Raw genomic sequence first — 25,959 nt, 5'->3', positions numbered from 1 at the left:
ATATTTAGCAGTGGTCATGAAGGCCACAGTTTAGGGGAGAACCTCTGAGCTGTGGCTTTTTTATTTGGCTATGATAAACAATGAAATAAAGCAAGTTTCTTACTGGAATGAGTATGCTCGCTGGTATAAACTCTGGCGGGAACACAACAGTTATCATGAGCCAATAAAAAATTTTCTTTTTAGCGTAATTCATAAAGATATTAGAGTCTTGGATATAGGAGCTGGTGATGGTGTTCTTAGCTTTCCTCTGATAGAGAGAGGTTGCAACGTTACAGCTCTTGAACCCTCATCAACCATGCGCGATTATATGCTCAGTGAAGCTTTTTATAAGAGATTTGTCTTAGATATTGACAGTAGAAGATTTGAGGAATTAGATATCTTTGAACTAAAGCGATATGACCTTGCATTGGCCTGTAATAGTCTGCATCTTACTGAAGAAGGTATTGAAGCTGCAATGGATAAAATATTTAGTTCCGAAATAGATAGCGTCTTTCTTGTTACGGAGAAAAGTTTTTCTTTGAACAACATTTTTTCAAAATTCCCCGCCTACAAGCTTATATTTAATTATTCCTACTATTGTGAAAGTTCCTTTGCTTATCACAATAGAGAGGAAATTTTCCAACACTGGCAATTTAAGACAAACAGAAAGATTTCTGAATGGAATAGCGAAAAAATCCTGAGAAGTCTAATTTACGAAAAAGGCCACTTTTGGTTAAAAGATTACGCGAATGTAAAAATATTTTATTGGAGGAGGGAGAAATCAGATTTCAAGGCTTTCAATTCTAAAAAAATTAATCATTTCGATAAAATCCTTATTTAACAAAGGATTTTTTTTGAAGTAAAACAGGTGACTTTTACAATGGCAGTCGGAAGAACCAAATTGAGGGATTGAATTGTCGCTTATTTTCCTAAGCTTTTCTGCAAGGGAGCACTCAATGTTTTGTTCCGTTATGATTGGTAAATCTCTTATAATTTTTGCTCTGTTTAAGAGATAGTCAATATGCCAGTGCATTTTCTTTATTTTTCTTCTGTGCCTTGCGATTCTTTTAAATAGTCCTGTCTTTGCCCTACCAATATATGCATAGAAACCTGATGAAAAATGGAGGTTTCCCAGTTCTCCTATGGAAATATCTTCATCTTTAGCAAGGTGTATTATTAAAATATAAGCTCCCCTTTCACGTAGGGTTGTCTCAATAAAGGAAAAGGGTATTTTTAATTCTTTAACTGTCTTTACCTCTGTAAATTCAATGTCCCATTCTATAGCAATTGCTCTTAAATCAACAGAATCTTTCACGGCCATGAAAGCCTTTGCAAACTCAAAGTCTATGTGATAGGCTGGAATAAAAAACTTAACTTCCGAACTCATAACTACAAACAACACAGAGGTTTTTATGCTTTTTTCTGTCATGGTTTTAAGTTCCAAAAGATGCCTTTTCCCTCTCTCTGTTATGGCATCTGGAAACATGCCGATTTTTCTGCCAAAGAGCGTGCAGGTTTTTACTTCAAGATAAAGTTTTTCCGAATCTCTCGATAAGAGTAAATCAAATCTACTGTGGTCAATTTTAACCTCTGAGGCTAAAACTCGGAAGTCTCTGTAAGCAGAGATTTTTCCTTCATTGATGAGTCTCTTCGCTATTTTATTTGTAAGATGGGTGTGTAGTAATACCCATCTGTTCTCTTTTTTACAAGCTAATACAGTATAGGGGATTTTGGGATTGGCATGGTTGTTTATTAAAATCAATTCGGTTTCCTCAGGAATCAATAATTCCCAAAGCCTTCCCGGGTTTGGTAGATGGCAATTGAAGATTTTTCCATTTACAAGTGCTTTTAAGAGGAAGCGATTTTCCCTGCTGAGAAATATTCCTTTAGTTTTTTCAAAATTAAAAGGATAATCTATCATGCTTCCTCTATCTTATTTTTTGAATTCGTAGAAGGCCTTTACTTTTAGATAAAGTTCCTTTATTTCTTTTTCTACCAAAGAGTCCCAAACTATACCACAGCCTGCATAGTAGGATAGCTTTTTTTCCATTCCTATGGCTGTTCTGATTAAAACGGACAGAGCAAAGTCTCCAGATTCTCTCACAAGGCCAGCAGCTCCGCAGTAGTAGCCACGAAAGTGAGGTTCTAACAAGTCAATGAGTTCAACAGCCTTTCTTTTAGGTGCCCCCGTAACTGAGGCAGGCGGAAAAGTTCCTTTTATGACATCAACAATTGAGCTATCTGTAAGGCCTTCAACAGTTGAGTGCATCTGATAGAGAGTTTTGTATTTTGTTATTTTAAAGAGTTCTGTTGTTCTTACACTGCCAAAATGGCAAATTCTTCCAAGGTCATTCCGCATCATATCGGTAATCATCAGATTTTCTGCTTTATCCTTTAAGCTTTCTCTGAGTTCTTCTATACACTTAGAGGTTCCCTTAATGGGTTTGCTAATTATTTTGTTGCACCTTTTTTCCAGAAAAAGCTCCATTGAGCCAGATAAAATGAAGAAGTCAGATGTTGAAAGAAAAAAGCCAAAAGGCACAGGTTGTTTTCTGTAAAAATCAAAGAAAAGGCCTAAAGGGCTACCATTTAATTCAAAATCAAATCGATTTGTTAGATTTATCTGATAAACTGTTCCGTTTTCAATAAGCCTCCGGATTTCCGAAACCCTATCCATAAATTCTTCATCTCTCAATGAGTTTGTAATAGGAGATAGAGAATAATTTTCATTAAATGAGCTGAGCTTATTGAATTTTGTTGTTTTCACAATGACCACTGTAGGAAAAGGACTTTTTTTTATATGAACACCTAAGGTTTCTTTTGCCAAATCGTAGGAAAATATGACGAAACTGTTAGGCTCAATTTTGTCTATTTCAGCGAGACTCCTGTAAAAAAGGATACTGTCAATTTGAGCTTCATAAAAACCGTCTCTACCAAGCCATTTGCCTGAAAGTATAAGCATTAGAGTTTGTTCTCCTCATATATTAAACGGTTTAATTCGTTTAATATCTCGTTATCAATGTAATAAATCTTATCCATAAACTGTGAAACTGGCAGTGCGCCAATCAGGCTATTTGTTATGAATACTGAGCTTGCATTGTAAAGTTCCCTTAAAGTTAGCTTTTCTTCTTTGAGATTAAATTTTTCAATTAAAATCTCAAGAGTTGTGCCTAAAAGTAAGCCGGACTGCTGGCTGGGAGTAAAGAATTTGTCTTTTTTCAATATGACAATATTTGAAGCCGAACATTCAGTTATTTCGTCTCTCTCATTTAGCATCACTGCATCATCAAAGCCTGTCTCTATTGCTTCTCTTTTTGCGAGTATGTTTGTGAGATAATTCATTGTTTTATGATAGATAACGGGATTTTTGCTATGCCTTTTTATTGTTGAAAGCATGAGTTTTTTAGGAGTTCTATCCGATAGGTATTCTTTTTTCAGGATTGCTATCTCAAATGATTGAGGAGAGGAGTAGTATAGAGTATCACCTTTTGTAAGTAGACAAAATTTCACATAAAGGTCTTTCTTTCCCTCTGTTTTTTTCTCTATTTCCTGACAGAAAGTTTCATAATCTACAAAAGGTATTTTGAAGAATGTGGCAGAGTTTTTTAATCGTCTGTAATGTCTCTCTAATTTTTTTGTCCGTCCCCTCCATAGAATTGTCTCAAAAAGTCCTTCACCATAAAGGAGGGTTCTAAAATCCACAGTATTGTTTATTTCCCCTCGGAGAAAAGGTTTGATAGCTGAATACAGGATTTCCCTTCAAACTTCCCGCCTTCTTCAATGGAAATTTTAACAGTGAATATCTCGCCGGTCACACTACCTTTCTGGGTTATCGTTATTATCTCGGATGCGTTTATTGTGCCATTTACATTTCCACCTACTATAATACCTCTACAGATTATATTTCCCGTTATTTTCCCAGAGTCTCCGATAGTTATCCAGTCTGCTTTTATTGTTCCTTCAATTGTGCCATCTACTCTTAGAGAGTTGTTGGAGTTTATCTCTCCGTTTATATAAGTTTCCGCTCCTATAACTGTGTCCATTTTCTGCTGTTTTTTGAAAAGCATTACTTTTCCTCCTTAATAAAGGCAAGAGGGTTGATAGGTCTGTTGTCCTTCCATATTTCATAATGCAGATGAGGTCCTGTTGTGGTTCCAGTGCTTCCTGAAAGTGCTATTATGTCCCCTCTTTTTACTCTCTGTCCGATAGTTACGAGATTTTTTTGATTGTGAGCGTATACTGTTGTAAATCCATAGCCATGTCTTATCATTACTACATTTCCATTTCTACCCTGATAACCCGAGAAAACAACGATACCATCTGCGGTAGCTCTGATTTCTGTGCCTGTTGATGCCGATATGTCAATGCCTGTGTGAAACTCTTCTCTGCCAAACTTTGGATGTTCTCGGTTGCCAAAATAGGAAGTTATATTTCCCTCTAATGGAAATCCCTTTGGCGTTGACCGATAGAGGTCTTGTTGTTCGGAGAGAAATTTTTTAATCTCTGCTACTGAGTTAATAGCTTTATCTGCCTGCATTTTTAGCTCTTCAATGTTTATATCTCCCGACGGAGAAAAATCAAGAGATTCAAGAATTTCATTTTTAGACTTGAGAGAGAAAAGCCTTTTGAACTCCATTTCCGAATTTCTTAATGCTATAATTGTGTCTTTCAGTTCTCTGAATTGACTCATCACATATGAAAACTCCCTCTGCATTCTGTAATATTCAAAGGTGTCTACAGCGACGGAAAAAACATAGATACTAAAGGCTGACCAAAGACATAAAAAAAGCAGAATTAATGAAAAGGGAACTTTTAACCCCAATACCTTAGCCTTACCATGAGGAATTAGCATGATAGTTATTGGAGAGAAAAGTTTTCTGAGGAATTTTTTTAACTTATACAGAACAATCACCTCCTTTTTGAGCCACGAGGCCTTTTGATAATTTTCAAGATAAGACTGGATAAGATATTATTTCAGATTTTCAATCAATATTCAAGTGGTATTCTAAAAGGCTATAAATCTTTGAATTATCGTTACTACGAGAATATGACAGGTTGATGCTAAAATAAAAAATGTTCAAGTGGCTCGTCAGATTAATAATTTTATCAGTAGCTTTTTATGTTGGTTATGTTGTTATTTATCCTTTTACTGTTGATGTCTCATCTCTTAAAAGAAAAAACCCTCAAATTACGGCAATGATGAAATTTCGCATGAAACAATGGCAAGAGGAGGGTAAGAAAATTCAGATTAAAAAACATTGGGTTTCAATTGACAGAATCTCACCTTATCTTGTTAAGGCCGTATTAATTGGAGAGGATGATAAATTTTACAAACACTCTGGCTTTGACTTAGAAGGAATAAAAAAGGCAATTGAGAAAGACATAAGGGAAAAAAAACTAAAATACGGAGGTAGCACAATTACGCAACAACTGGCAAAAAACCTTTATTTAAGCCCTTCTAAGAATCCTGTAAGAAAAATTCAGGAGGCGATAATTACGTGGAGAATAGAGAAGACACTAACCAAAAAAAGAATTCTTGAGCTATATTTAAACATAGCCGAATGGGGAGAGGGAATTTTTGGTGCCGAGGCTGCAGCAAGACATTATTTTGGGAAATCCGCTTCTGAACTTGCTCCGATGGAAGCAGCAAGACTGGCTGCGGCTCTTCCAAATCCTATAAGGTATAGTCCTGTAGGAAATTCGAAATTTATTGAAAAGAGAGCATCACTTATATATTTCATAATGCAGAAAAGAGGAATAATAAAGGAAGAATACACAGATACTGAAAAAGGCGAGACCGAAGCTACTGTCAGAGAAGGGGTGAGTGATGGAGACAAACCAGTTAATGATACTCAGAAACCCGACCAGTCTCCTTCAAAATAGACTCGATTTTTCTTAAAATTGGTAAGTTTATAATTTGATTTACTGTAAGAGGTAGTTTTCTCTGCCAGTTAGGATATTCATTAGTTGTTCCGGGAAGATTAGTCTGTTCTTCAATAAGGAGAATGTCTTCAGGATAAAGAAGAAAGTATGTTGAATTTGTCCTCGAAAGAAAACTGATTAAAGCCAAAAGGATTTTCTCAAGCTCCTCTTCATTATTAACCTGTATTAGCTCTATTATTTTCTGTATATCTCTAATTCTGTCTTCATGGGCTTTTTCATAGATGAAATCTTCGAGTAAGTTGAATTTTTTTCTGAGTTCTAAATCCTTGCCTGTTATGAAACCTTTTAAAGTTGGAAGGTCATGAGTTGTTATGCTACAGAGGGCTTCCTCAGGATATTGATTTAATTTTTTGAAGTTAGAGTTTTCTTTCTCAAAATAGAAAACTCTCCACGAGGCAATTTTTCTTTTAAGAAGTTCCTCTCTCATCCACTCTTCTGCTGTTCCCAAATCCTCCCCTATAATGGCTGTTCTGTTTAAGTGACTTTCGAGGCAGATTATTCCAAGAAGTTCGCTCCAAGGATATCCTACATATGCTCCTTCTGCTGGAGATTTACCCTCGGGAATCCAGAAAGCCCTAAAAAGACCAAGGGCGTGGTCAATTCTCAGTAGCCGGTTTTTCATATTTGCTCTTAAAATTTTGATAAACGGCACATACCCTGTTTGCCTCATTTTGAAGGGAATAGGTGGGGGAAATCCCCATTTTTGTCCTTTTGAATTGAAGTCATCAGGCGGTGCGCCATGTTCACATTTTAGTGCATATAAATCTCTGTTTATCCAGACGTCAAAACTATCACGGATTGAACCAAAACCCAGGTCAAAACATATCTCATACTCTTTGAGAGCTTCTATTTCTCTGTCAACAAGCCATTGGATATATTCATAAAAGGATACATGCAAATAACTTTCTTTGTATATTTCCTCTAAAGCTTCTTTATCGGCATTTCTGAATTGTTCTTTCCATCCCAGCCAATTTTTTCCAAATTTTTCTGCTAAAAAGCAAAAAATTGCAAAATTTTTTAAGTCTTGTCTCTCTATTTGATTTAATCGATTTTTGTAATCTTCAAATAAGAGGAATTCTCCCGATTTATTGTTCAGATTATAAAATCTTTCTTTCAGTCTTGCCATCTTTTCATCCCATATTAGCCCATATTCAAAAAAACTTTCATTTTTCTCTTCTATGGCGATATCAGAAAGATAGATAGGCGTTTTAAACTGTCTTGAGATAGCTGAGTACGGGCTTATTCCATAAGTGTCAGAGGGGGCGTTATAGTGTAGCGGATTTATACTGATGAAGCCTCCGAGACTTTTTACGTATTGGGCTAATTCTCTTAGATGGGAAAAGTCTCCCTCTATTCCTCTGCCTCTAAGACTCCATAAATTCAAATGTAAACCCCAAGTTTTATTTTGAAAATGTGAATAACACTGTTCTGGTGATACAATGACAATACTTTCAGCTTCTTTACCCCTAAGGTAAGTCTTGAGCTTGTAGTATCCAGGTGGCAAGGAAGGTAGATGAATCAGATATTTATAAAATTCTCCTTTCTCCGAGCATTTTAATTCGGAGAGTATAATCTCAGGCAAATCTACTCTAATATTTAAGCTTTGGTAAAAACTTCCAAGAGTTTCATGCGGAACAATCTCTATCTCAATAGGAGTGACAAGAGGTTTATCTAAATATATGTATATTTGAGGCTTTTCACCCGTTACGTATACGAAATCTAAAATTTCTCTGAATTTGTAGAATTCAAAATATTCAATCCATTCATTAAGTGCAGATTCATTAATCTCAATACCCATGGATGAGATAATTTCAGCTTTTGTCTCTGTAGGAATTTCTATTCTTTCGCCTTTGTAGTTGTAATAGAATGGAAGAATGTTTAAAATTTCGGAGAGTCTATCTATCGACTCTTTCATGTTCTTCAAGATATATCTCTCCAGAATCGTAGTCATAGACGAAGAGTTCTGCGTATCTTGCCCAGTCAATAGCTGTCTCCAGCTGATTCCATGCCTCATCAGGCGTAAAGTGATTTTTGAGTATGTCTATGAAGAAGTCTTCAGAAACCCTATGTTTCTGAATTGTTGATACAACCTGCATTATCTGTCTTATGAGTTGAACATTCTGAAGAACTGCCTCTTTGAATATTTCCTTTTTTTGAAGAGTATCTGCTTCAGCCCAGCTTTTTCCTTTTTCTGTAAGGATGAAGTCACCTTCTTTTATTTCTCCGAAACCAAGTATTACGGATGCTTCAATCAGAGGAAATATGTCGTCTACTTCCATACTTATCTCTGTGCTTAAGGCGTATATGTCAACTCTTCCTTCTTTGTCATGAACAAGTTCTATAAGGCCTGCAATTGCGCCAACTTTAGCATGCGGAAGAAACTGATATCTTTCTGAGCTTATATACTTGTGAATTTCTTCTGCCGGTTTTATTAAGATTGTATAGATTTTGTCGAGCATGAACTTGAAGTCTCTTGAGTTTTTATCTCTTGGATAGGGAAGGTCAATTTTTATATCAGCTTTTATTTTACCAGGATTGTAACTCATTATTATGGCACGAGATGCCATGCTTACAGCCTCTTCAATATTGTGACTTACGAGCACAATTGCCTTTGCAGGCATTTTGCCTGAATGCCAGAGGTCGAGAATATCGCCTCTTAGGTTGTCCGCAGTGAGAACGTCAAGAGTAGAAAAGGGTTCATCCATTAATAGAAGCTCTGGCTCAACCACAAGTGCCCTGGCAATACCGACTCTCTGTCTCATTCCGCCACTTAATTCTCTTGGATAGGCATCTTCAAAGCCATCAAGTCCTACGAGGTCTATGGCCTTTAAGGCTTTCTCGTCTATCTCTTCCTCACTCAATCCAGAACCTACAAGTCCGATTTTTACATTATCAAGAACTGTATACCAAGGGAATAGAGCAAAGCTCTGAAAAACCACTGCTATTTTGGGATTTGCCTTATCAAGAGGTTTCCCTTTGAACAACACTTCTCCACAAGATGGCTTTATCAGTCCTGCCATTACTCTTAGAAGGGTTGATTTTCCAGCTCCTGATTGGCCTAAAATAGCAAGAAAATCACCACTGTAGATTTTTAGATTTATATCTTCAAGAACAGGAAGTTCCTTGTTTTTCCCGACTTGAAAGGTTTTACAGACCCCTTTTACTTCATGAATTATTTCTTTTTCCATTTGTTCAGTCCAGAATAAATTTATTTTTTGCTATGATAAAAAGCCTTTTCCACAGCAACCGATTTATAGCTACAACCATAAATGACATTGTCAACGTTGACAGTAATAGTATACCAAACTTTCCTTCTGCACTTGATGAACTTATGAGCGAGCCAAGTCCTTTTGTTGATATTATATCTCCACCAAAAGATACGTATTCACATACTATTGTGGCATTCCATGCACCTCCATAGGCGGTTATAAGACCGGTAATGAGATAAGGGAAAATGCACGGTAAGATTAGGGTTTTCCATTTTTTAAAACCCTTAATACCGTAAGCTTTTGATATCTCAATCAAGTCCTTAGGGATTGCCGATGCTCCTGCTATTATGTTGAAAAGTAGATACCACTGAACCCCAAGTAGCATTAAAAATATAGCACCAATATCAAGACCACCACCAATTTTGATTAGAAATAAAACAATTACAGGGAATACAGCAGTAGCAGGGATACTTGCTATTATCTGTATTATGCCCTGAAGAAGCTTCGCTACCTTTGCATTCATACCGATATATACGCCAACAGGAAGTGTCCAAGCCAGAGCCAGAATAACAGCCGCAGAAGTTCTCAAAAGAGAGAAAAAGGCAGCAGAAATAATATCCCATATATCTTCAAGGCTGACCTGAGAGACTATGGAGAAAGCCTTTATTATGAGCCATAGAAGTAAAATAATTGAGGCGATAGTTATTATAACTCCTGTAAATTTGCTTATATTCTTTATTGCTTTGCTTTCCGTTTTAATCATGGTTTTATAGCTTAATTTCTCACAGGCAGAGATGATTTTATTTAAAGCATAGCCAAACTTTTTAAAAAGAACCGAGCCTGTAAGAATATTAAGGACTACAGATTCTCTTTCATCTTCGGGCTGAACCGTGTCCATTCTAAATTTCTGCGACCATACAACAAGAGGTCTCCAGATTACTATGTCTATTACGGTTATAAGAAAAACCATTGTTCCCAGACCGTAAAAAATATGCTCTATACTTCCAGCATTGGCTGCGGTCTGTATATAAGAGCCGAGTCCGGGTAGACGAAAATCCTTTCCTTCGAGGATGAACATTTCACACGCCATCAGAAAAAACCAGCCTCCTGCCACTGACATTATGCTATTCCATATGAGTCCAATGGCACTGAAGGGAAGGTCAAGCCTCAGAAACTTTGAGAACTTGTTAAATTTGTAAAGCCTTACAACTTCAATCATCTCTTTGGGTATGGTGTTTACAGAGTGATAAAAACTGTATGTCATGTTCCATACCTGTCCTGTGAAAATAAGGATAATGCAAGCAATTTCTATCCCTATTCTCTGTCCAGGGAAAAGGGAAATCATAGCAAGAACAACTCCTGGCAAAAAAGATAGCACAGGTATGGACTGCAAGATATCAAGAATCGGTATCATTATTTTTTCATGAATCTTACTTCTTGAAGCTGTATATCCATACCATATGGAAAAAGCAAAGGAGAGAAGATAAGCCAAAAAAAGTCTTGTAAGAGATTGGGCAGAGTATTCGGGAATTTTTGCTGGATTTAAGTCAATCTCAATGGTTCGGTCATACTCACCACTCCATTGAGATGCAATGTATACAATCATTGAAAGGACGCCAGTAATTATGAGGAATACGATTATATCAATTGCTCTAATTCTGAAAGTCTCCGCAGGAATCGAAATGGGTATTTTCATAATTTTCTCCTGAACAAGTAAATCCTAAAATTATAAAACAATTGCACATTAATATTGTAACTTTCTTGGAATTGCAACAGTCTTGACGAGTTTTTAATTCAGAGTTGATTATTTAAAGCGGTTAGGAGAGATTTTTTGAATTTTCCTATTGACATTCAGTTGGTTGGGTTGACTAAAATAAAAAGCTTAAAATTTAAGTTTTATCGAAGAGGAGGTGATGTCAATGGACGACGGACCGAGTAGGTTTCATATTTTTAACAGACCGGCTGGATGGTCGGCTGAGAAGTGTTTTCCATTGACATCACTTCTCGCCGTGTTCTCTCTCCGTTAATTTCTCTCAAAGATTCATCCCCGGTCTGAAAAAAGATTCTTTTTAAGAGTCTCTTTAAGAAAAGGAGAGATTTCTCAGCTGCTACAGCAGCCTCGGAATGACATTTCTACTGCGATGAAGATGGCAAGATTGTAATCAAGATAATGAAGCTTTCGCAGGCTCAGAATGACATTGCCACTGTCACGCTGAGGTGAGAGCTGATGGGTCTACTTCTTTAAAAAGGTTAATTTTCTTTGGCAGTTTGTGGCCTGGAATGATGGTAAGGAAGGGAAGTCCTTCAAAGCCAGAGAGACTAAAACAAAAAGGGGGTGAATCATGAAGATTTGTCAGGTTTTAAAAGAAATGGTAGAGAAGAAAAACTGGGAAGGAGTAAAGTGGGCTATTGTTCAAATGTCACCAGCTACAATTGTTGAGTGTTTCAGAGAGATGGAGACAAAGTATCAGGCTTTGGTTTTTCGTTTCCTGAGCAAGAGAAATGCCCTTCATGTTTTTGAACTTCTTGAGAGGGTTGAACAGATTGAACTTGTAAGGGCACTTGAAGACCCTGAAATTGTCAAGTTAATAGAGGCAATGGAACCTGATGAAAGAGTTAATTTACTTGAGGAGCTTCCTGCTAAGGTTGTAAAGAGAATTTTACTGGAGCTTTCATCAGAGGCTCGGGCAAGTGTGAATCTTCTTCTTGGTTATCCAGAAAACAGTGCTGGAAGGGTGATGAATCCCAATTATCTTGCCCTTCCTGAGAATACAACTGTTTCAGCGGCACTTGAAAAAATGAGGCAGTCTCCTCTTAAGCCAGAGCATCTTGAAGTTGTTTTTGTTCTTGGAGAAGGTAGACTTTATAAAGGATATGTGACCGTAACACAGCTTCTTAAAGCACCTGAGGATAAGTTCATTGGAGAACTGATTGAGAATGAACCAGTTGCTGTTTCTGCCTATGACTCGCAGGATAAGGTTGCAGAGCTCTTTATAAAGAAGCAGTATCCTCTTGTTGCAGTTCTTGATAAGGAGAAAAGACTCGTTGGAGCTATTGATACAGAGAAGGGGCTTGAACTTGTGCAGGAGTTTAAGGCTCAACAGCTAACAGTCTTTGGTGGAACTGTTGCAATGGGAGGTCCTGACATTGACATTGTGAACACTTCTCTTTCAAGAATTTTCAAGGCAAGGGTTTTCTGGCTTATCATTCTCACTTTTTTTGGTATTCTTACATCAAAATTCGTAGCTGAACAGGAGGAGATTCTATCATCAGTGCTTGTGCTTGCAGCTTTTATACCACCGATAATAGACATGGGAGGAAACACGGGGAGTCAGTCAGCCACGATGGTAATTCGTGCCATGGCACTTGGACAGGTAAGTCTTCGTGTTCGTGACATTTTATTTGTTCTAAAAAGGGATATACCTGTAGCAATTGCAATGGGAGTTGTAATCGGATTGCTTGAGACTTTACTTGCCTATTTTTCAAAGGGCGTGGGAACCCAAATTTTAATGGTAGTAGGGCTTTCAATGATTACCGTAACAATTGTGGGAAGCCTTATTGGTGTTTTTTTACCCTTTATTGCCCGTAGATTTGGTTTTGACCCAGCTACATTGAGTAGTCCTGTAATAACCTCAGTGATGGACTTAATCGGCGTATTTATTTACTTTGGATTTGCCTATATGTTCTTGAGTGAACTTTTGGTAAAGTGAATGGAGAATAAAATTTTTGTGAATATTTTAGGCCTCAGAGATGCTTAAGTATTCTCTGAGGCTTATTAAAATTTTCAAAAGCGTTTTCCCACTTATAAGGCTTTTATGTATGGATTATCCATCTTTACTAAATTGTAGAGATGGACTTTTATCAGAAATTCGATTAAGTTTTTTAAATTCTTGAAAAATTTTGTAACATCATTGTAATATGAATAGCTAATTCAAAATATTACGTAGGAGGAGCCTTAAAATGGCATCAAAAAGAAAACCTTCAAAGAAGCCACTTAAAGACTCACCAAAAACTAAAAAAACAGCCCCTAAAAGAAAATATGTATATTATTTTGGTGATGGTAAGGCAGAAGGAACAGGAGAGATGAAAGACCTTCTCGGTGGTAAAGGTGCAGGTCTTGCTGAGATGACCAATCTTGGAATTCCCGTGCCATCTGGTTTCACAATTACCACAGAGGCCTGTCGCGAATACTTCAACAGAGGAAAAAGCTTTCCAGTGGGGATGTGGGATGAAGTTCTTGCCCATCTAAAGAGGGTAGAGAAATCTATGGGAGCAAAATTCGGTGACTCAAAAAACCCTCTCCTTGTATCCGTAAGGTCTGGTGCAAAGTTTTCCATGCCTGGAATGATGGATACAGTCCTTAATCTTGGTCTTAATGATGATACTCTAAAGGGGCTTCTTGATAAAACAAAGAATGAAAGGTTTGCCTTTGATACTTATAGACGATTTATAACAATGTTTGGAAGCATTGTTACTGACATAGATAGAAAAAAATTTGAAGATTTGCTTGACAGAGTTAAGGAGAAAAAGGGAGTTACGCTGGATACAGAACTTGATGCAGAGGATTTTAAGGCACTTGTAGCAGAATACAAAGACCTCTACAAGAAAGAAACAGGAAAAGAATTTCCTGCAGACCCATATGAGCAGTTAAAGATGGCAATAAAGGCTGTCTTTGATTCTTGGTATGGTGACAGGGCTGTTACATATAGAAAGCTCCATGGAATACCCGATGACCTTGGTACAGCTTGCAACGTTGTAGCAATGGTTTATGGAAATATGGGGGATAATTCTGGCACAGGAGTTGGTTTTACAAGAGACCCTTCTACAGGGCAGAGGAAGTTTTTTGCCGAGTTTTTACCTAATGCTCAGGGAGAAGATGTGGTAGCAGGAATAAGAACACCACTTAAAATAGAAGAACTTAAGAAAAGAATGCCCAAGATTTATGCACAGCTTGAAAAGATATGTGAAAAACTTGAGAAACACTACAGAGATATGCTCGATATAGAGTTTACCATTCAGGAAGGAAAGCTTTACATGCTTCAGACAAGAGTTGGTAAAAGAACTGCGGCGGCAGCAATTAAAATAGCCGTTGATATGGTCAAAGAAAAGCTCATTGACAAAAAGACAGCTCTTTTGAGGATTGAGCCAGAACAGCTAAATCAGCTTCTCCATCCTACTATTGACTCTGCTGCAAAAGTAAAGGTAATAGCAAAAGGCTTGCCTGCAAGCCCTGGTGCAGCAGTCGGAAAAATTGTATTCTCCGCTCAAGATGCTGAAGAATGGGCAGAGAAAGGAGAGAAAGTAATACTTGTGAGAAATGAAACTTCTCCTGAAGACATAGGTGGAATGGCAGCAGCTCAGGGAATTTTAACAGCAAGGGGAGGAATGACATCTCATGCAGCAGTTGTTGGAAGAGGCATGGGTAAGTGTTGCGTAGTAGGCTGCGGTGCAATAAATATAAACGAAGAGGAAAAATACTTTACTGTTGGAGATTTGACAGTAAAGGAAGGAGATTTTATCACCCTTAATGGAACAACAGGAGAGGTGATTCTCGGACAGGCACCTCTTGTAATGCCAAAATTGCCTAAAGAGTTCTACACAATAATGAAATGGTCTGAGGAAATCAGCAAACTTCAGGTAAGGGCAAACGCAGATACGCCTAAAGATGCCCGAGTGGCAAGAGATTTTGGTGCTTTAGGAATAGGACTCTGCAGAACAGAGCATATGTTTTTTGAAACAGACCGTATCAGGGCATTCAGAGAGATGATACTCTCAGATACTCTTGAACAGAGAAGAAAAGCTCTTGACAAGATTAAACCTTATCAAAAAGAAGATTTTATCGGAATTTTCAAAGAGATGAAAGGGTTGCCAGTAACTATAAGACTTCTTGACCCTCCATTACACGAGTTTTTACCAAAAACAGAAGAGGAGATAGAAGTTCTTGCAAAAGAGATGAATATATCAACAAGGAGAGTTAAGGCCAAAATTAAATCCCTTGAAGAGTTCAACCCAATGCTTGGCCACAGAGGTTGCAGGCTCGGTATTACCTATCCTGAAGTTTATGAGATGCAGGTAAGAGCAATAATGGAGGCTGCCTGTGAACTTGCAAAGAAGAAAATAAAAGTAATTCCGGAGATAATGATACCCCTTATTGCTCATGTGAACGAGTTAAAAAGAATGAAAGAGCTCACTGTAAAGACTGCCGAAGAGGTTATGAAAGAATACGGAGTAAAGGTAAATTATTCTGTGGGAACCATGATAGAACTTGCCCGAGCAGCAATAACTGCTGACCAGATAGCTCAAGAGGCTCAGTTCTTCTCCTTTGGAACAAATGACCTCACCCAGTCTGTCTATGGATTATCAAGAGATGATGCTGGAAAATTCTTGCCGTTTTACATCGAAAACAAGATAATTCCCGAAGACCCATTCATTTCTATAGACACGGAGGGAGTAGGACAGGTAATGGAGATTGCTGTGAAAAAGGGCAAAAAGGTTAATAAAAATCTAAAGCTTGGCATATGCGGCGAGCATGGTGGAGACCCCGCTTCCATTGAGTTTTGTCACAGAATAGGCTTAAATTATGTGAGCTGTTCACCATATAGAGTTCCAATAGCTAAATTGGCAGCTGCTCATGCAAAGTTAAAGGAAAAAGGAGCAAAATTAATAAGGTCAACAGTTTAAATCAAAAAACTAAACATTGTTGACATGACCACATACTCAAAGTCAGGTGCATTGGTGCATAAAGAATAATTTACTGCCTTTTTCCCTTAAATTGATTTATAATTAATAAAGTTCTTCTAAAGAGGGGTGAAAAGTTGGCCGATATAGCTTTTTTACAGGAGATGGCAAGAAAAATTCGCATTGAAATCGTTAAAATGCTTGCTCAGGCAGGTTCTGGACATACAGGAGGAAGTCTGTCTGCGGCAGATATAATTTCTGCCCTTTATTTCTATAAAATGAGACATGACCCTAAAAATCCTTCCTGGGAAAAGCGAGACAGGTTTGTGCTTTCAAAGGGACATGCTGCTCCTGTCTTGTATGCAGCATTAGCCCTTTGTGGATATTTCGATATATCTCTCCTTGGCTCTCTTAGAAAATTAAACTCTCCTCTGCAAGGACATCCTTGCTGTAAAAGTTTGCCCGGGATTGAGGTATCAACAGGTTCTCTTGGACAGGGGCTTTCTGTTGCCAATGGAATGGCTTTAGGGATTAGATTGAGTGGAATTCCAGCAAGGGTATATTGCCTTCTTGGTGATGGAGAGATACAGGAAGGACAGGTTTGGGAGGCTGCTATGACAGCATCCCACTATAAGATAGACAATCTCTGTGCCATTATTGACCACAACAATCTTCAGATTGATGGCCACTGCACTGAAGTAATGAATATTGAACCCGTTGATGAGAAGTTTAAAGCTTTTGGTTGGAATGTATTCACCATTGATGGTCATAATATGAGTGAGATTGTAAGTGCTCTCGATGATGCTGAAAAAATAAAAGAAAAACCTACAATGATAGTGGCTAAAACAATAAAAGGCAAAGGGGTTTCAATATTTGAAGGAAAGGCAAAATATCACGGTGTTGCTCCCACTAAGGAGGAGCTTGAAATAGCCTTAAAGGAGCTTGGAGATGGCAAAAACTGAGTGTAGCTGCCAGGTTTTAGAGATAAGCGATTTATTCGGAAAAGATATGGCCACAAGAGATGCCTATGGAGCTACTCTTGTTGAGCTTGGCAAACAAAATCCTAACATTGTTGTTTTAGATGCCGATTTGAGCTGTTCAACTAAAACAATAAATTTTGCTCGAAACTTCCCAGATAGATTTTTTAACATGGGAGTTTCAGAGCAAGACATGATGGGCACTGCTGCAGGGCTTGCTCTTGCAGGAAAAATTCCTTTTGCTTCAACATTTGCCATTTTTGCAACTGGCAGGGCATGGGAACAGATAAGACAATCTGTCTGCTATTCAAGGGCAAATGTTAAAATTGTGGCTACCCATGGTGGAATAACAGTAGGAGAAGATGGCGCTACCCATCAGTCCGTTGAGGATGTAGCATTGATGCGAGTAATTCCAGGTATGACAGTTATTGTTCCAGCAGATGCTTACGAAACAGCTCAAGCATTGATTGCCTCCGCTGAGTACAACGGGCCTGTATACATTAGGTTAGGAAGGGCTAAAGTCCCTTCGGTTATGCCTAAAGATTACAATTTTAGTATTGGCAAAGCTTACATATTCAATATTGGTAGCGATGTAAACATAATAGCCAATGGAATAATGGTGGCCGAGGCCTTAAAGGCTGCTCAGATTCTCAATGCGCAAGGCATCAATACGGGAGTCACTAATTTTTCTTGCGTAAAACCAATAGATGATGAGGCCTTATACAAGATAGGGAAAAATTCAAAATTGTTAATCACCGCTGAGGAACACTCCATAATCGGAGGACTTGGGTCAGCTGTGGCAGAGTTTATCTGTGAGAACTGTCCTGTTCCTATCAGGAGAATAGGAGTTAATGACACCTTCGGATGTTCAGGTGATGCAAAGGAGTTGCTTAAATATTATGGCCTCACTGCTGAAAATATTGTTCAGTTAGCATTAGAATACTTTAAAAAATGATAACTTTCTCTGGAGTTTACAAATATTACGATTCCGTGGCAGTTCTTAATAATGTAAGTTTCAATATTGAAAAAGGCGAACTTGCCTTTATTACAGGTCCTTCGGGAGCTGGTAAGACGACCTTACTGAAATTAATTTTTGGCAGCGAAGTTCCCGATGAAGGTCAGATAAAAGTAGGTGACTTTGAACTTTCAAAAATAAGGCACTCAAAAATTCCGTTACTTAGAAGAATTGTGACTTTTGTATTCCAGGATTTTAGATTAAGACAAGATTTAACGGTTTTTGAGAATGTGGCTCTGCCCCTTAAGGTAGCTGGAGAAAAGGAGATAAAACAGAGAGTTCTTGATGCTTTAAAGGACGTTTCGCTTAGACATAAAGCTGACAGTGTCGTAAAAACCCTCTCTGGAGGTGAACAACAAAGGGTTGCTATCGCAAGAGCAATCATCACTAATCCTCAGATAATTCTTGCCGATGAGCCTACAGGTAATCTTGACCCAGAGTCCTCACAAGAGATAATGTCCCTTTTTAAAAGAATAAACACAAGAGGTTGCACAGTTGTAATAGCAACCCATAGTCCTGAATTCTTCAGAAATACGCCGTATAAGGTTTTAACTTTGAAGGAAGGAAAAATTACAACATGAAAGAACAATTTATTTCCGCTTCAAAGGGATTGTGGAACAACAGATGGTCTACTTTACTGGCAATTACAAGTATTGGAATATGTTTTTTTATCTTATCTCTCCTTTTTGTATTCATCTACAACATCAACAACTTTACTAAAAAGCTATCAACTAAGGCTTCCGTTGTAATTTATCTAAAAAGAGATATTGAGCGAAAAGACTTAAATTTAGTAATGGACGAACTAAAAAAGATGGAGCTTTTTTCAAAGATAAACTACATATCAAAGGATGAGGCTTTAAAGGAGATGAAAGGCATCATCGATGCACAACTAATTCAACTCATTGGTTATAATCCTCTTTCCGATACCATAGAGGCGTTTATCAAAGAGGATAAGCTTCAAATGATTGATTCAGTTATGGAGAAAATAAAAAAATTAGAACCTGTGGAAGATATATACTATCCATCAAAAATTATTGGTGCTATTAAAACTGTAAGGATGACATTTATAAATCTCGGTATATCCTTGTTTATATTAATCTCTATTGCTATATTATTCATCATCTATGCCACGGTTAAGAGTTTTTACTGGAAGAAAACAGAGGATGTAGAGATTTTAAAACTCTTAGGAGCTACTCCTTCTTACATTAGACTGCCTTTCATGATTGAAGGAGCAATTCTTGGCTTAGGAGGAGCAATATTTTCCAATCTTCTGTTTTTTGCCGTCTACTTTATAATGCATACAAGGAATATTGTAGAGTTGTTTCCTCTTCTTGGGAATATAGAGTTACCGTTAGAGGGTTTTTATGTTCTGCCATTAGCTGGTATTATTTTAGGAATGATTTCTTCACTTTTTGCATTAGGCAAAATAAAGTATCAGTAGTATGCTTAAGAGATTAATTGTCTCCATAATTTTTATCTTCACTGTTAGTTTTTCATTTTGCTTTGCGGCACAACCAAAGGAAGAGCTTAAAAATATAAAAAAGGAGATAGATGTTCATAAGAAAAAACTACAGGAAACAAGAAAAGTTGAAAGAGACATAGTCGAAGAGTTAAGGAAAGTTTCTATGGAGATAGATGAGATAAACAGGAAAATTGAAAATCATCGAGTAAAGATAAGAAATATCAGGGCTAACATATTAAAGACAGAAAAGGAAATACAGATTCATTCCTCAGAGCTTGAAATGCGAAAACAACAGTTATCCAGCAGATTGATAAGCCTGCAAAGACTTAATCACCAGCCAGACCCTTATCTTCTTTTGTTGTTTGAGAAAGATTTATCAAAGGCTTTTAGACTTATAAGGAATACGCAGAAAATTATGAATGTTGAAAGACAATTGATTGAAAAATACCGAGATGAACTTAACAGACTTGTTTATTACGAAAAGGAGCTAAAGGGTCTCTATGTATCACTTAAAGAAGAAGAAAACTCTCTCAGAGCAGCCCAAGATGAACAGCAGAAAAAAAGAAAAGAAAAAGAGCGTTTACTTGTAAAAGTAAGGCAGGACAAAGAAAGCTATGAGAAAAGAATTAAAGAGTTAGAGGAAACAGCAAGAAGACTTACCAGGCTTCTGCAAGAGACAGAAAAAAAAGAACATCGAACCGGAAAAACCGAATCCTTACCAGATACGGGTTTTACGAAAAGAAGGGGAACTCTCCTCTGGCCAGTAAGTGGTAGCGTTGTTGCCCATTACGGCAATCAGAGAGACCCTGTATTCAATGTGCCTGTTTTTAGAAGTGGCATATACATAAAAGCATCGCCAGGAACTTCTGTCAAAGCATCTGCTGAGGGAAAGGTTGTTTATGCAAGCTATTTCAAGGGATATGAAAACCTTGTTATAATAAGTCATGGAGATGGTTACTACACAGTATACGGAAATCTTGACTCCATGGCAGTAAAGGAAGGCAGCTATGTAAAGGAGGGACAAACGATTGGAACAGTCAGTGATAAGTCAAACATTGATACTTCTGCTTTATATTTTGAATTAAGATACAGAGGCAAGCCGCTTAATCCTGAACAGTGGCTAAAAAAGTAAAAAAGGAGGCATTTTTAAATTATGAGAGCAAACATAAAATTCATTGTCATAACAATATTTATTGCCCTTTTAGGAATAGTAATAGGAAGGATGTCAATAGCTCAAACCGATGCAGTATATGAAGATTTGCGAACTTTTACAGAGGTTTTTTCAACAATAAAAAAACATTATGTCGATGAAGTAAATCAGAAAGAATTGATACGTTCTGCCCTTAAGGGAATGGTCAACTCTCTTGACCCCCACTCTGCTTATCTTACTCCAGAGGCTTATAAAGAATTTCAAACAGAAACAAAAGGTGAATTTGGTGGAATAGGTATTCAGATAGGTATTAAGGATAATGCCCTTACAGTAATTGCTCCAATTGAGGATACACCAGCATGGAGAGCTGGCATAAAGGCTGGTGATAAAATTTTAAAAATTGATGGACAGTCAACAAAAGATATGAATATCAATGACGCTGTATCCAAAATGAGAGGTCCAAAAGGCAAATCGGTTGTTCTAACAATCCAGAGAGAAGAGTGGAAGGAGCCAAAAGACATAACAATCGTCAGAGACATAATCAAAATAAAGAGCGTTAAATATAAGATGATAGACAAAGAGATAGGCTATGTAAAGCTTACTCAGTTTCAGGAGACCACAGCTCAAGACCTTGCAAATGCATTGAAATCCCTTAAGGATTCGGGAATGAACAGTCTGATTCTTGACCTCAGAAACAATCCAGGAGGGCTGCTACAGAGTGCTGTAGATGTGTCTGAACAGTTTTTACCTCCCAAACATCTTGTTGTATCAATAAAGGGTAGGTCAGGTGAAAAAATGGATTATTACACCGAAAACTTAAGAGCTACTTATACAGATATTCCTATGATTGTAATTGTAAATCAAGGTTCTGCTTCTGCTTCAGAGATTGTAGCGGGAGCTTTACAGGATTGGGGCAGGGCTCTAATTATAGGAGTTCAGACTTTTGGTAAAGGTTCTGTGCAAAGTCTCATTCCTCTTAGCGATGGTTCGGCATTGAAACTAACTACAGCAAAGTATTATACGCCAAAGGGTAAAAGTATTCATACCGTAGGCATAATGCCAGATATAATAGTAAAGCTTGAAAGTAAGAGCGGAAAAGAAGTGCCAGTAATAAGAGAAAAAGACCTTGAGCAACACCATAAAGGTGAAAAAGTAGAGCCTCAAGAGAAGGCATTACAGGAAGTTGATGAAAAGGATGACACGCAACTTCAGCGAGCCATTGACATTCTCAAAGGCTGGAAAATAATGGAAAAGCTTAAAAAAGCCGCATAAAAAAGATGCCGAAGTGGCGGAACTGGCAGACGCGCCAGATTCAGGATCTGGTGGTGGAAACGCCGTGCGGGTTCAAATCCCGCCTTCGGCATTTATCCTAAAACTTCCTTTATTTTCTTTTTTAGTTCTGCTATGCCGAAGGGTTTATTTATTATTTGTTGCCCCTCTTTAATTAAGTTTTGAATTTGTAGAATATTATTGGCATAGCCAGTCATGAATATTACTTTTATGTCTGGTTTCATTTTTCTTAGTTTTTCGTAAAGTTCAATCCCTCCAATTTTAGGCATTACCACATCGAACAGGCATATTTCTATCTTATCTTTTATTTTATCAAAATGACTTATCACCTCAATCCCATCAGAAAAGGAATAGACTTCATATCCGTTGTTTCTTAAAATCTCCTCTATTACGCCTCTTACCTCTTTGTTGTCTTCAACGAGGAGAATATTTTTTATGCCTGTTTCAACTGTCTCTTCTTTTTCTTTTGAAAAATCTTTCGATGACTTTATCAATGGAAGGTAAATTTTAAATGTAGCACCGCCGTTTTTTTCACTGTAAACGTTGATGAATCCATTGTGTTGCTGCACTATACTGTAGACAGTAGCTAAGCCAAGACCTGTTCCTTCAGGCTTTGTGGTAAAAAAGGGTTCAAATATTTTATCCTTAATCTCATCTGGAATGCCTATGCCTGTATCAGAAAAGACAAGACAGGCAAATCTTCCCTCCCTTACAAAAGGATGTTTTTTTGTATGTTCATATTCAAAGACTTTTTCTTCGGTAGATATGGTTATTTTTCCTCCCGAAGGCATTGCATCAATGGAGTTTATTGCTAAATTTAATAAAATTTGAGTAAATTGTGTTCTGTCTATATTCACTAAAAGAGGGAAGTCCGTTGTTTTCAGTTCAACTGAAATATCTTCTCTTAAAGTTGGAGTGAGAAGTTTCACTTCCTCTTTTAGTATTTCATTTAAATCGTAAATTTTTGTCATTAGGGGCTGTCTTTTTGAGAAAGAAAGTAGCTTTCTAATAAAGTCTCTTGCTTTTTCAACTCCCTGAGTTATGTTTGATGTGTATCTCTCTATTTGTGGGTCATTTTTTATGTGCATCTGAATTAGCTGATTACTTCCGTGAATTATAGAGAGAATGTTATTAAAGTCATGGGCAATACTTCCTGCAAGCCTTCCGATACTTTCCATTTTCTGAGCCTGAAATAGCTGCTCCTGAAGTTTTCTTTTTTCTGTTATGTCTTTTATTGTTGACACAATAAACAGTGGTTTTCCTTCTTCGTCTCTTACAAGACTGGAAGATATCAATCCATAAAATAGACTGCCATCTTTTTTCTTAAACAAGACCTCGTAGTTTTCAACAGAACCTTTCTCTTTTAATTCCCTTAGAATAAAATCTCTGTCCGATAAGTCGTTGTAGTAGATACTGTCTACTCTTAAGTTTTGAACAATCTCTTCTGTGTTTTGATATCCGAACATTTTTACCGCTGCTTCATTGAAATCTAACAATTCTCCATCAAGCGTTGATATGGCAATGGCGTCTTTTGAAGCTTCGAATATTTTTTTGAGCTTTATTTCTCTGTCTGCTAATGTTTGAGACATATTATAAAGAGCCTTCGAAATTTCCTCTAACTCTTCTATATCTGAGTTGATTTTTGATACTTTATATTGGCCTGCTTTTAGATTTTCAATGAAGTTTATGATTTTACTTATGGGATTTGTAAATTTTTTTGAAATTATTAGGCTAATCAGAAATGCCATCACTATAAGAAGTAAGAAAATGAAAATAAGCCTTTCAGAGAAGGCACGAAAACCTACTAATGCCTGAGAATACTTATTTCCTATGAAGAGAATGTAATTCGTCTTAGGAATTTTTCTTGCCAGAAAAATAAATTTTTCACCTTCTATGTCTCCTTCTAACAGCCCTTCTTTACCATTTATTCCTTCCTTTATAAATTCGTAGCCACTTAGGTTCATACCTTCTTGCACTATTTCTTCATTTACATGGGCTAATGCCTGGCCTTTTGTATCAACAATAAAGGCGTAATATCCAAGAGATTTTAAGGTCTCTATGAGAGAGTTAACGCCAGGAATATTTATGAGAGCTATTATTTCTCTGTTACCGATAGATTTTGATAAAATATAGTAGGGTTTTTTATCAATTATAGATATATAGGGACCGTAGAATTTCACATTAAATCTATTTCTGTAAACCTCTGTTTTAGATAAATCCAAGCCAATTATGTCTTCGAGGTTGGGTATGGAGTCTATTACTATACCCTTTTTATCGAGAATAAGGACATATTTTATTTCTGGTTTTATAAGAAGCAGTTTTTCTGCCTCCTTTCTGTTTATCGCAAAATTCTCCGTTGATTTTGTATAAGAGAATATTAAGTCAATGTCTTTACGTTTCTCTTCTATAAATCTGTCCAGATAATAAGTAATAGTATTTGCAGATGTTTCATAATCTCGCAACTTTTCATTTTTGATTACATCCTCAGAAACAAAAAAAGTCAGGATACTTAAAATAACGATAAGTAAAATTGAAAAAATTATTAAAGTTCCAAATAGATAATTTCTAAATTTTATTTTCATTGTGCAACTCTTCTGTATTCATTATTTTCTACCCTAAGAATAAAAGGCTTTATCTTTCTGTCTCCAAATTCATCGAAAATTATCTCTCCTTGCAACCCTTCAAATTTTTTTATCTTAAGTATGGTCTCTTTAATATTTTTTTGCGTTGCACCGTTTTCAATAGCTTTTTTGATAATCATTACAGCGTCAAAGCCATTTATTGATGCATAACTCATTGGTCTTCCATATTTTTCAAAAAATCTTTTTCTTATTTCTGCATTTGCTCTATCCTCTTTACAGTACTCAATAATATCTACGGTTAAAACACCCTCTGCGTATTTTCCTCCATACTCTATTAATCTGGGCGATTTTGCCCATATTGTTGTAAATATTAAAATATCTGGCTTTAGTGACTTAATACATTGTATAAATAGAGCTGCATTATATACATCTATCAGTAGTATAACCGCATCGTTTGATTGATTTATTATCTCTTTTGAGTAATATTTTATGTTTCTTTTTTTCTCGTCAAAGGGGTGCAGATGAATATTTAGATTTTTATCCAAATGAGAGCGAAAATTTTTAATAAAATCTTCCGTATATGTTGGATTGATTACGTCATAAACTATGGCAATTTTTTTTATTTTGGGATTTTTTCTTATATAATCTGCTAATGTTTCTGCCTCTTCCTTGTTTGTAGGCCTTAATCTTAAAAGGTAGTCATCTAAACCAGCAAGTTCTGTAGAGGTAGGGGTGGGAGCGATTGATAATAGTTTTTTTCATTTAATAAGGGTAAGATATTTTTTGCTGTAGTACTAGTTGCAGGTCCTATCACAGCCACAACGCCTTCCTTTAAGAATTTCTCATAATTCATCTTTGCTATTTCGGAGTTGTATTTATTGTCTTTTATTATTAACCTTACTTTTTTTCCATTAATTCCCCCATTTTCATTAATTAGTTCAACGGCAAGCAGAGCTCCGTCTCTTATTTCTCTGCCAAGGTCTGGATATACACCTGTTAGAGTTACTGCAAGACCTATTTTTATCTGATTTTGGCGGGTAAAATGGAATAAAATTAGTAATACCGATGCAATTGTAAGAGCAATAAGAAAATATTTAAAGCTTCTTTTCATAAGATGTATTAAAGTATAACAGATTTTATATCTATACTGAAGTTTTAAAAAGGCTTTCATACGATTAGGTCAATCTTTGATTGAGGTGATGTTTCTCTTTGGGAGAGTTCTATTTGAGCCTTCATTTTTTTCAGGGCAGCAATTTGGGCTACTCTTATGTCCTGAGGAGAAGGGTCTGAGGGAGCTAAAGCTGCTGCCTGAATAATCTCCATTTTTGCAATGGTTTCTTCAGGTGTTGATTCTTCGGAAGTATCTAACGGCACTTCTCCACCTGTTACATACATTTTTCCGTCAGGACCTTTTGTATAGGTGTAACTGACAGCACCCGCATATTTACCAGCTACAGCTTTGTGGGCATTCTCATGGGCAATCACTCTGTTTTCAATTTGTCTAAGCTTCTGTATTATTTGATTAATTTTCTGTTGTTCAAAAGAGTTTATTTGAAAATTCATCGTGTTATTTTGAATCTTCATATTTTCATTATAATAAATTTTCTAAAAATGCTCTTGGTGGCGAGATTCTTCGAATTGTTCATAATAACTGAAAATTTTCAGATGTGTTCT

Annotated in this window: 22 protein-coding genes and 1 tRNA gene; 11 read left to right on the top strand and 12 right to left on the bottom strand. The window is 36.8% G+C overall.

Annotation, left to right across the window (positions count from 1 at the left end; all coding sequences use genetic code 11):
* Positions 1–70 precede the first annotated feature (70 nt).
* A complete protein-coding gene (locus ACZ430_RS02855) occupies positions 71–820 on the top strand; it encodes a class I SAM-dependent methyltransferase (RefSeq protein WP_297208888.1) in 750 nt (249 codons plus the stop codon).
* Here the strand turns inward: ACZ430_RS02855 and sfsA are convergent.
* Genes sfsA through ACZ430_RS02830 form a run of 5 tightly spaced genes read right to left on the bottom strand, consistent with a single transcriptional unit; the run spans position 761 to position 4,891 of the window.
* Positions 761–1,900 carry a DNA/RNA nuclease SfsA gene (gene sfsA / locus ACZ430_RS02850; RefSeq protein WP_297208891.1) on the bottom strand — a complete coding sequence of 380 codons (1,140 nt, stop codon included), beginning with the start codon at positions 1,898–1,900 and terminating at the stop codon, positions 761–763. The two genes, ACZ430_RS02855 and sfsA, sit on opposite strands and share 60 nt — an antisense overlap.
* 12 nt (positions 1,901–1,912) lie before the next feature.
* On the bottom strand, positions 1,913–2,941 hold the full coding sequence (locus ACZ430_RS02845; RefSeq protein WP_297208894.1) for a chorismate-binding protein: 1,029 nt from the start codon (positions 2,939–2,941) through the stop codon (positions 1,913–1,915).
* Entirely contained in the window at positions 2,941–3,681 is a 741-nt protein-coding gene (locus ACZ430_RS02840; RefSeq protein ID WP_297208897.1) for an aminotransferase class IV, read from the bottom strand. The genes ACZ430_RS02845 and ACZ430_RS02840 overlap by 1 nt, the downstream gene beginning before the upstream one ends.
* Before the next feature lie 8 nt (positions 3,682–3,689).
* A complete protein-coding gene (locus ACZ430_RS02835) occupies positions 3,690–4,046 on the bottom strand; it encodes a bactofilin family protein (RefSeq protein ID WP_297208900.1) in 357 nt (118 codons plus the stop codon).
* Entirely contained in the window at positions 4,046–4,891 is an 846-nt protein-coding gene (locus ACZ430_RS02830; RefSeq protein ID WP_297208902.1) for a M23 family metallopeptidase, read from the bottom strand. Before ACZ430_RS02830 ends, ACZ430_RS02835 begins: the two co-directional genes overlap by 1 nt.
* A gap of 161 nt (positions 4,892–5,052) precedes the next feature.
* On the opposite strand from ACZ430_RS02830, the gene mtgA reads away from it, so the two are divergent.
* The gene (gene mtgA / locus ACZ430_RS02825) at positions 5,053–5,862 is read left to right on the top strand and encodes a monofunctional biosynthetic peptidoglycan transglycosylase (protein ID WP_297208904.1); all 810 of its coding nucleotides are present in this window, start codon (positions 5,053–5,055) and stop codon (positions 5,860–5,862) included.
* Here the strand turns inward: mtgA and malQ are convergent.
* The 3 genes from malQ to ACZ430_RS02810 are packed head-to-tail and all read right to left on the bottom strand — an operon-like array spanning position 5,822 to position 10,827.
* Entirely contained in the window at positions 5,822–7,837 is a 2,016-nt protein-coding gene (malQ, locus tag ACZ430_RS02820) for a 4-alpha-glucanotransferase (protein ID WP_297208906.1), read from the bottom strand. The two genes, mtgA and malQ, sit on opposite strands and share 41 nt — an antisense overlap.
* Positions 7,818–9,110: an ABC transporter ATP-binding protein gene (locus tag ACZ430_RS02815; protein ID WP_297208909.1), complete on the bottom strand. Its 1,293-nt coding sequence runs from the start codon at positions 9,108–9,110 to the stop codon at positions 7,818–7,820. The genes malQ and ACZ430_RS02815 overlap by 20 nt, the downstream gene beginning before the upstream one ends.
* Before the next feature lie 4 nt (positions 9,111–9,114).
* Positions 9,115–10,827 carry an ABC transporter permease gene (locus ACZ430_RS02810; protein WP_464910654.1) on the bottom strand — a complete coding sequence of 571 codons (1,713 nt, stop codon included), beginning with the start codon at positions 10,825–10,827 and terminating at the stop codon, positions 9,115–9,117.
* A 646-nt stretch (positions 10,828–11,473) separates the two neighbouring features.
* On the opposite strand from ACZ430_RS02810, the gene mgtE reads away from it, so the two are divergent.
* The 9 genes from mgtE to ACZ430_RS02765 all read left to right on the top strand — a co-directional run bounded on the left by mgtE (position 11,474) and on the right by ACZ430_RS02765 (position 21,776).
* Positions 11,474–12,841: a magnesium transporter gene (mgtE, locus tag ACZ430_RS02805; RefSeq protein WP_339945807.1), complete on the top strand. Its 1,368-nt coding sequence runs from the start codon at positions 11,474–11,476 to the stop codon at positions 12,839–12,841.
* 250 nt (positions 12,842–13,091) lie between these two features.
* Complete coding sequence (ppdK, locus tag ACZ430_RS02800) at positions 13,092–15,812, top strand: pyruvate, phosphate dikinase (protein WP_464910653.1); 2,721 nt, start codon at positions 13,092–13,094, stop codon at positions 15,810–15,812.
* A gap of 134 nt (positions 15,813–15,946) precedes the next feature.
* A complete protein-coding gene (locus ACZ430_RS02795) occupies positions 15,947–16,771 on the top strand; it encodes a transketolase (protein ID WP_297208918.1) in 825 nt (274 codons plus the stop codon).
* A complete protein-coding gene (locus tag ACZ430_RS02790; protein WP_297208921.1) occupies positions 16,758–17,741 on the top strand; it encodes a transketolase family protein in 984 nt (327 codons plus the stop codon). The genes ACZ430_RS02795 and ACZ430_RS02790 overlap by 14 nt, the downstream gene beginning before the upstream one ends.
* On the top strand, positions 17,738–18,382 hold the full coding sequence (gene ftsE / locus ACZ430_RS02785; RefSeq protein ID WP_297208924.1) for a cell division ATP-binding protein FtsE: 645 nt from the start codon (positions 17,738–17,740) through the stop codon (positions 18,380–18,382). The genes ACZ430_RS02790 and ftsE overlap by 4 nt, the downstream gene beginning before the upstream one ends.
* The gene (locus tag ACZ430_RS02780; RefSeq protein ID WP_339945797.1) at positions 18,379–19,242 is read left to right on the top strand and encodes a cell division protein FtsX; all 864 of its coding nucleotides are present in this window, start codon (positions 18,379–18,381) and stop codon (positions 19,240–19,242) included. The genes ftsE and ACZ430_RS02780 overlap by 4 nt, the downstream gene beginning before the upstream one ends.
* Position 19,243: 1 nt before the next feature.
* Positions 19,244–20,395, top strand: coding sequence for a murein hydrolase activator EnvC family protein (locus ACZ430_RS02775; protein ID WP_297208929.1), 1,152 nt, complete (start codon positions 19,244–19,246; stop codon positions 20,393–20,395).
* 21 nt (positions 20,396–20,416) lie between these two features.
* On the top strand, positions 20,417–21,685 hold the full coding sequence (locus tag ACZ430_RS02770) for a S41 family peptidase (RefSeq protein WP_297208932.1): 1,269 nt from the start codon (positions 20,417–20,419) through the stop codon (positions 21,683–21,685).
* Between the two features lie 7 nt (positions 21,686–21,692).
* Positions 21,693–21,776: transfer RNA gene (locus ACZ430_RS02765), tRNA-Leu, on the top strand.
* A gap of 1 nt (position 21,777) precedes the next feature.
* Here ACZ430_RS02765 and ACZ430_RS02760 read toward each other — a convergent pair.
* Genes ACZ430_RS02760 through ACZ430_RS02745 form a run of 4 tightly spaced genes read right to left on the bottom strand, consistent with a single transcriptional unit; the run spans position 21,778 to position 25,869 of the window.
* Positions 21,778–24,285 carry a hybrid sensor histidine kinase/response regulator gene (locus tag ACZ430_RS02760; protein ID WP_297208935.1) on the bottom strand — a complete coding sequence of 836 codons (2,508 nt, stop codon included), beginning with the start codon at positions 24,283–24,285 and terminating at the stop codon, positions 21,778–21,780.
* The gene (locus ACZ430_RS02755) at positions 24,282–25,028 is read right to left on the bottom strand and encodes an ABC transporter substrate-binding protein (RefSeq protein WP_464910765.1); all 747 of its coding nucleotides are present in this window, start codon (positions 25,026–25,028) and stop codon (positions 24,282–24,284) included. The genes ACZ430_RS02760 and ACZ430_RS02755 overlap by 4 nt, the downstream gene beginning before the upstream one ends.
* Positions 24,989–25,456: an ABC transporter substrate-binding protein gene (locus ACZ430_RS02750; protein WP_464910652.1), complete on the bottom strand. Its 468-nt coding sequence runs from the start codon at positions 25,454–25,456 to the stop codon at positions 24,989–24,991. The genes ACZ430_RS02755 and ACZ430_RS02750 overlap by 40 nt, the downstream gene beginning before the upstream one ends.
* A complete protein-coding gene (locus tag ACZ430_RS02745) occupies positions 25,453–25,869 on the bottom strand; it encodes a putative metalloprotease CJM1_0395 family protein (protein ID WP_464910651.1) in 417 nt (138 codons plus the stop codon). Before ACZ430_RS02745 ends, ACZ430_RS02750 begins: the two co-directional genes overlap by 4 nt.
* Positions 25,870–25,959: the final 90 nt, after the last annotated feature.

This window comes from Thermodesulfovibrio sp. TK500a (genome assembly GCF_055381765.1).
The sequence above is the reverse complement of the archived record's forward strand: the minus strand, read 5'-3'. Positions and strand labels throughout refer to the sequence as shown.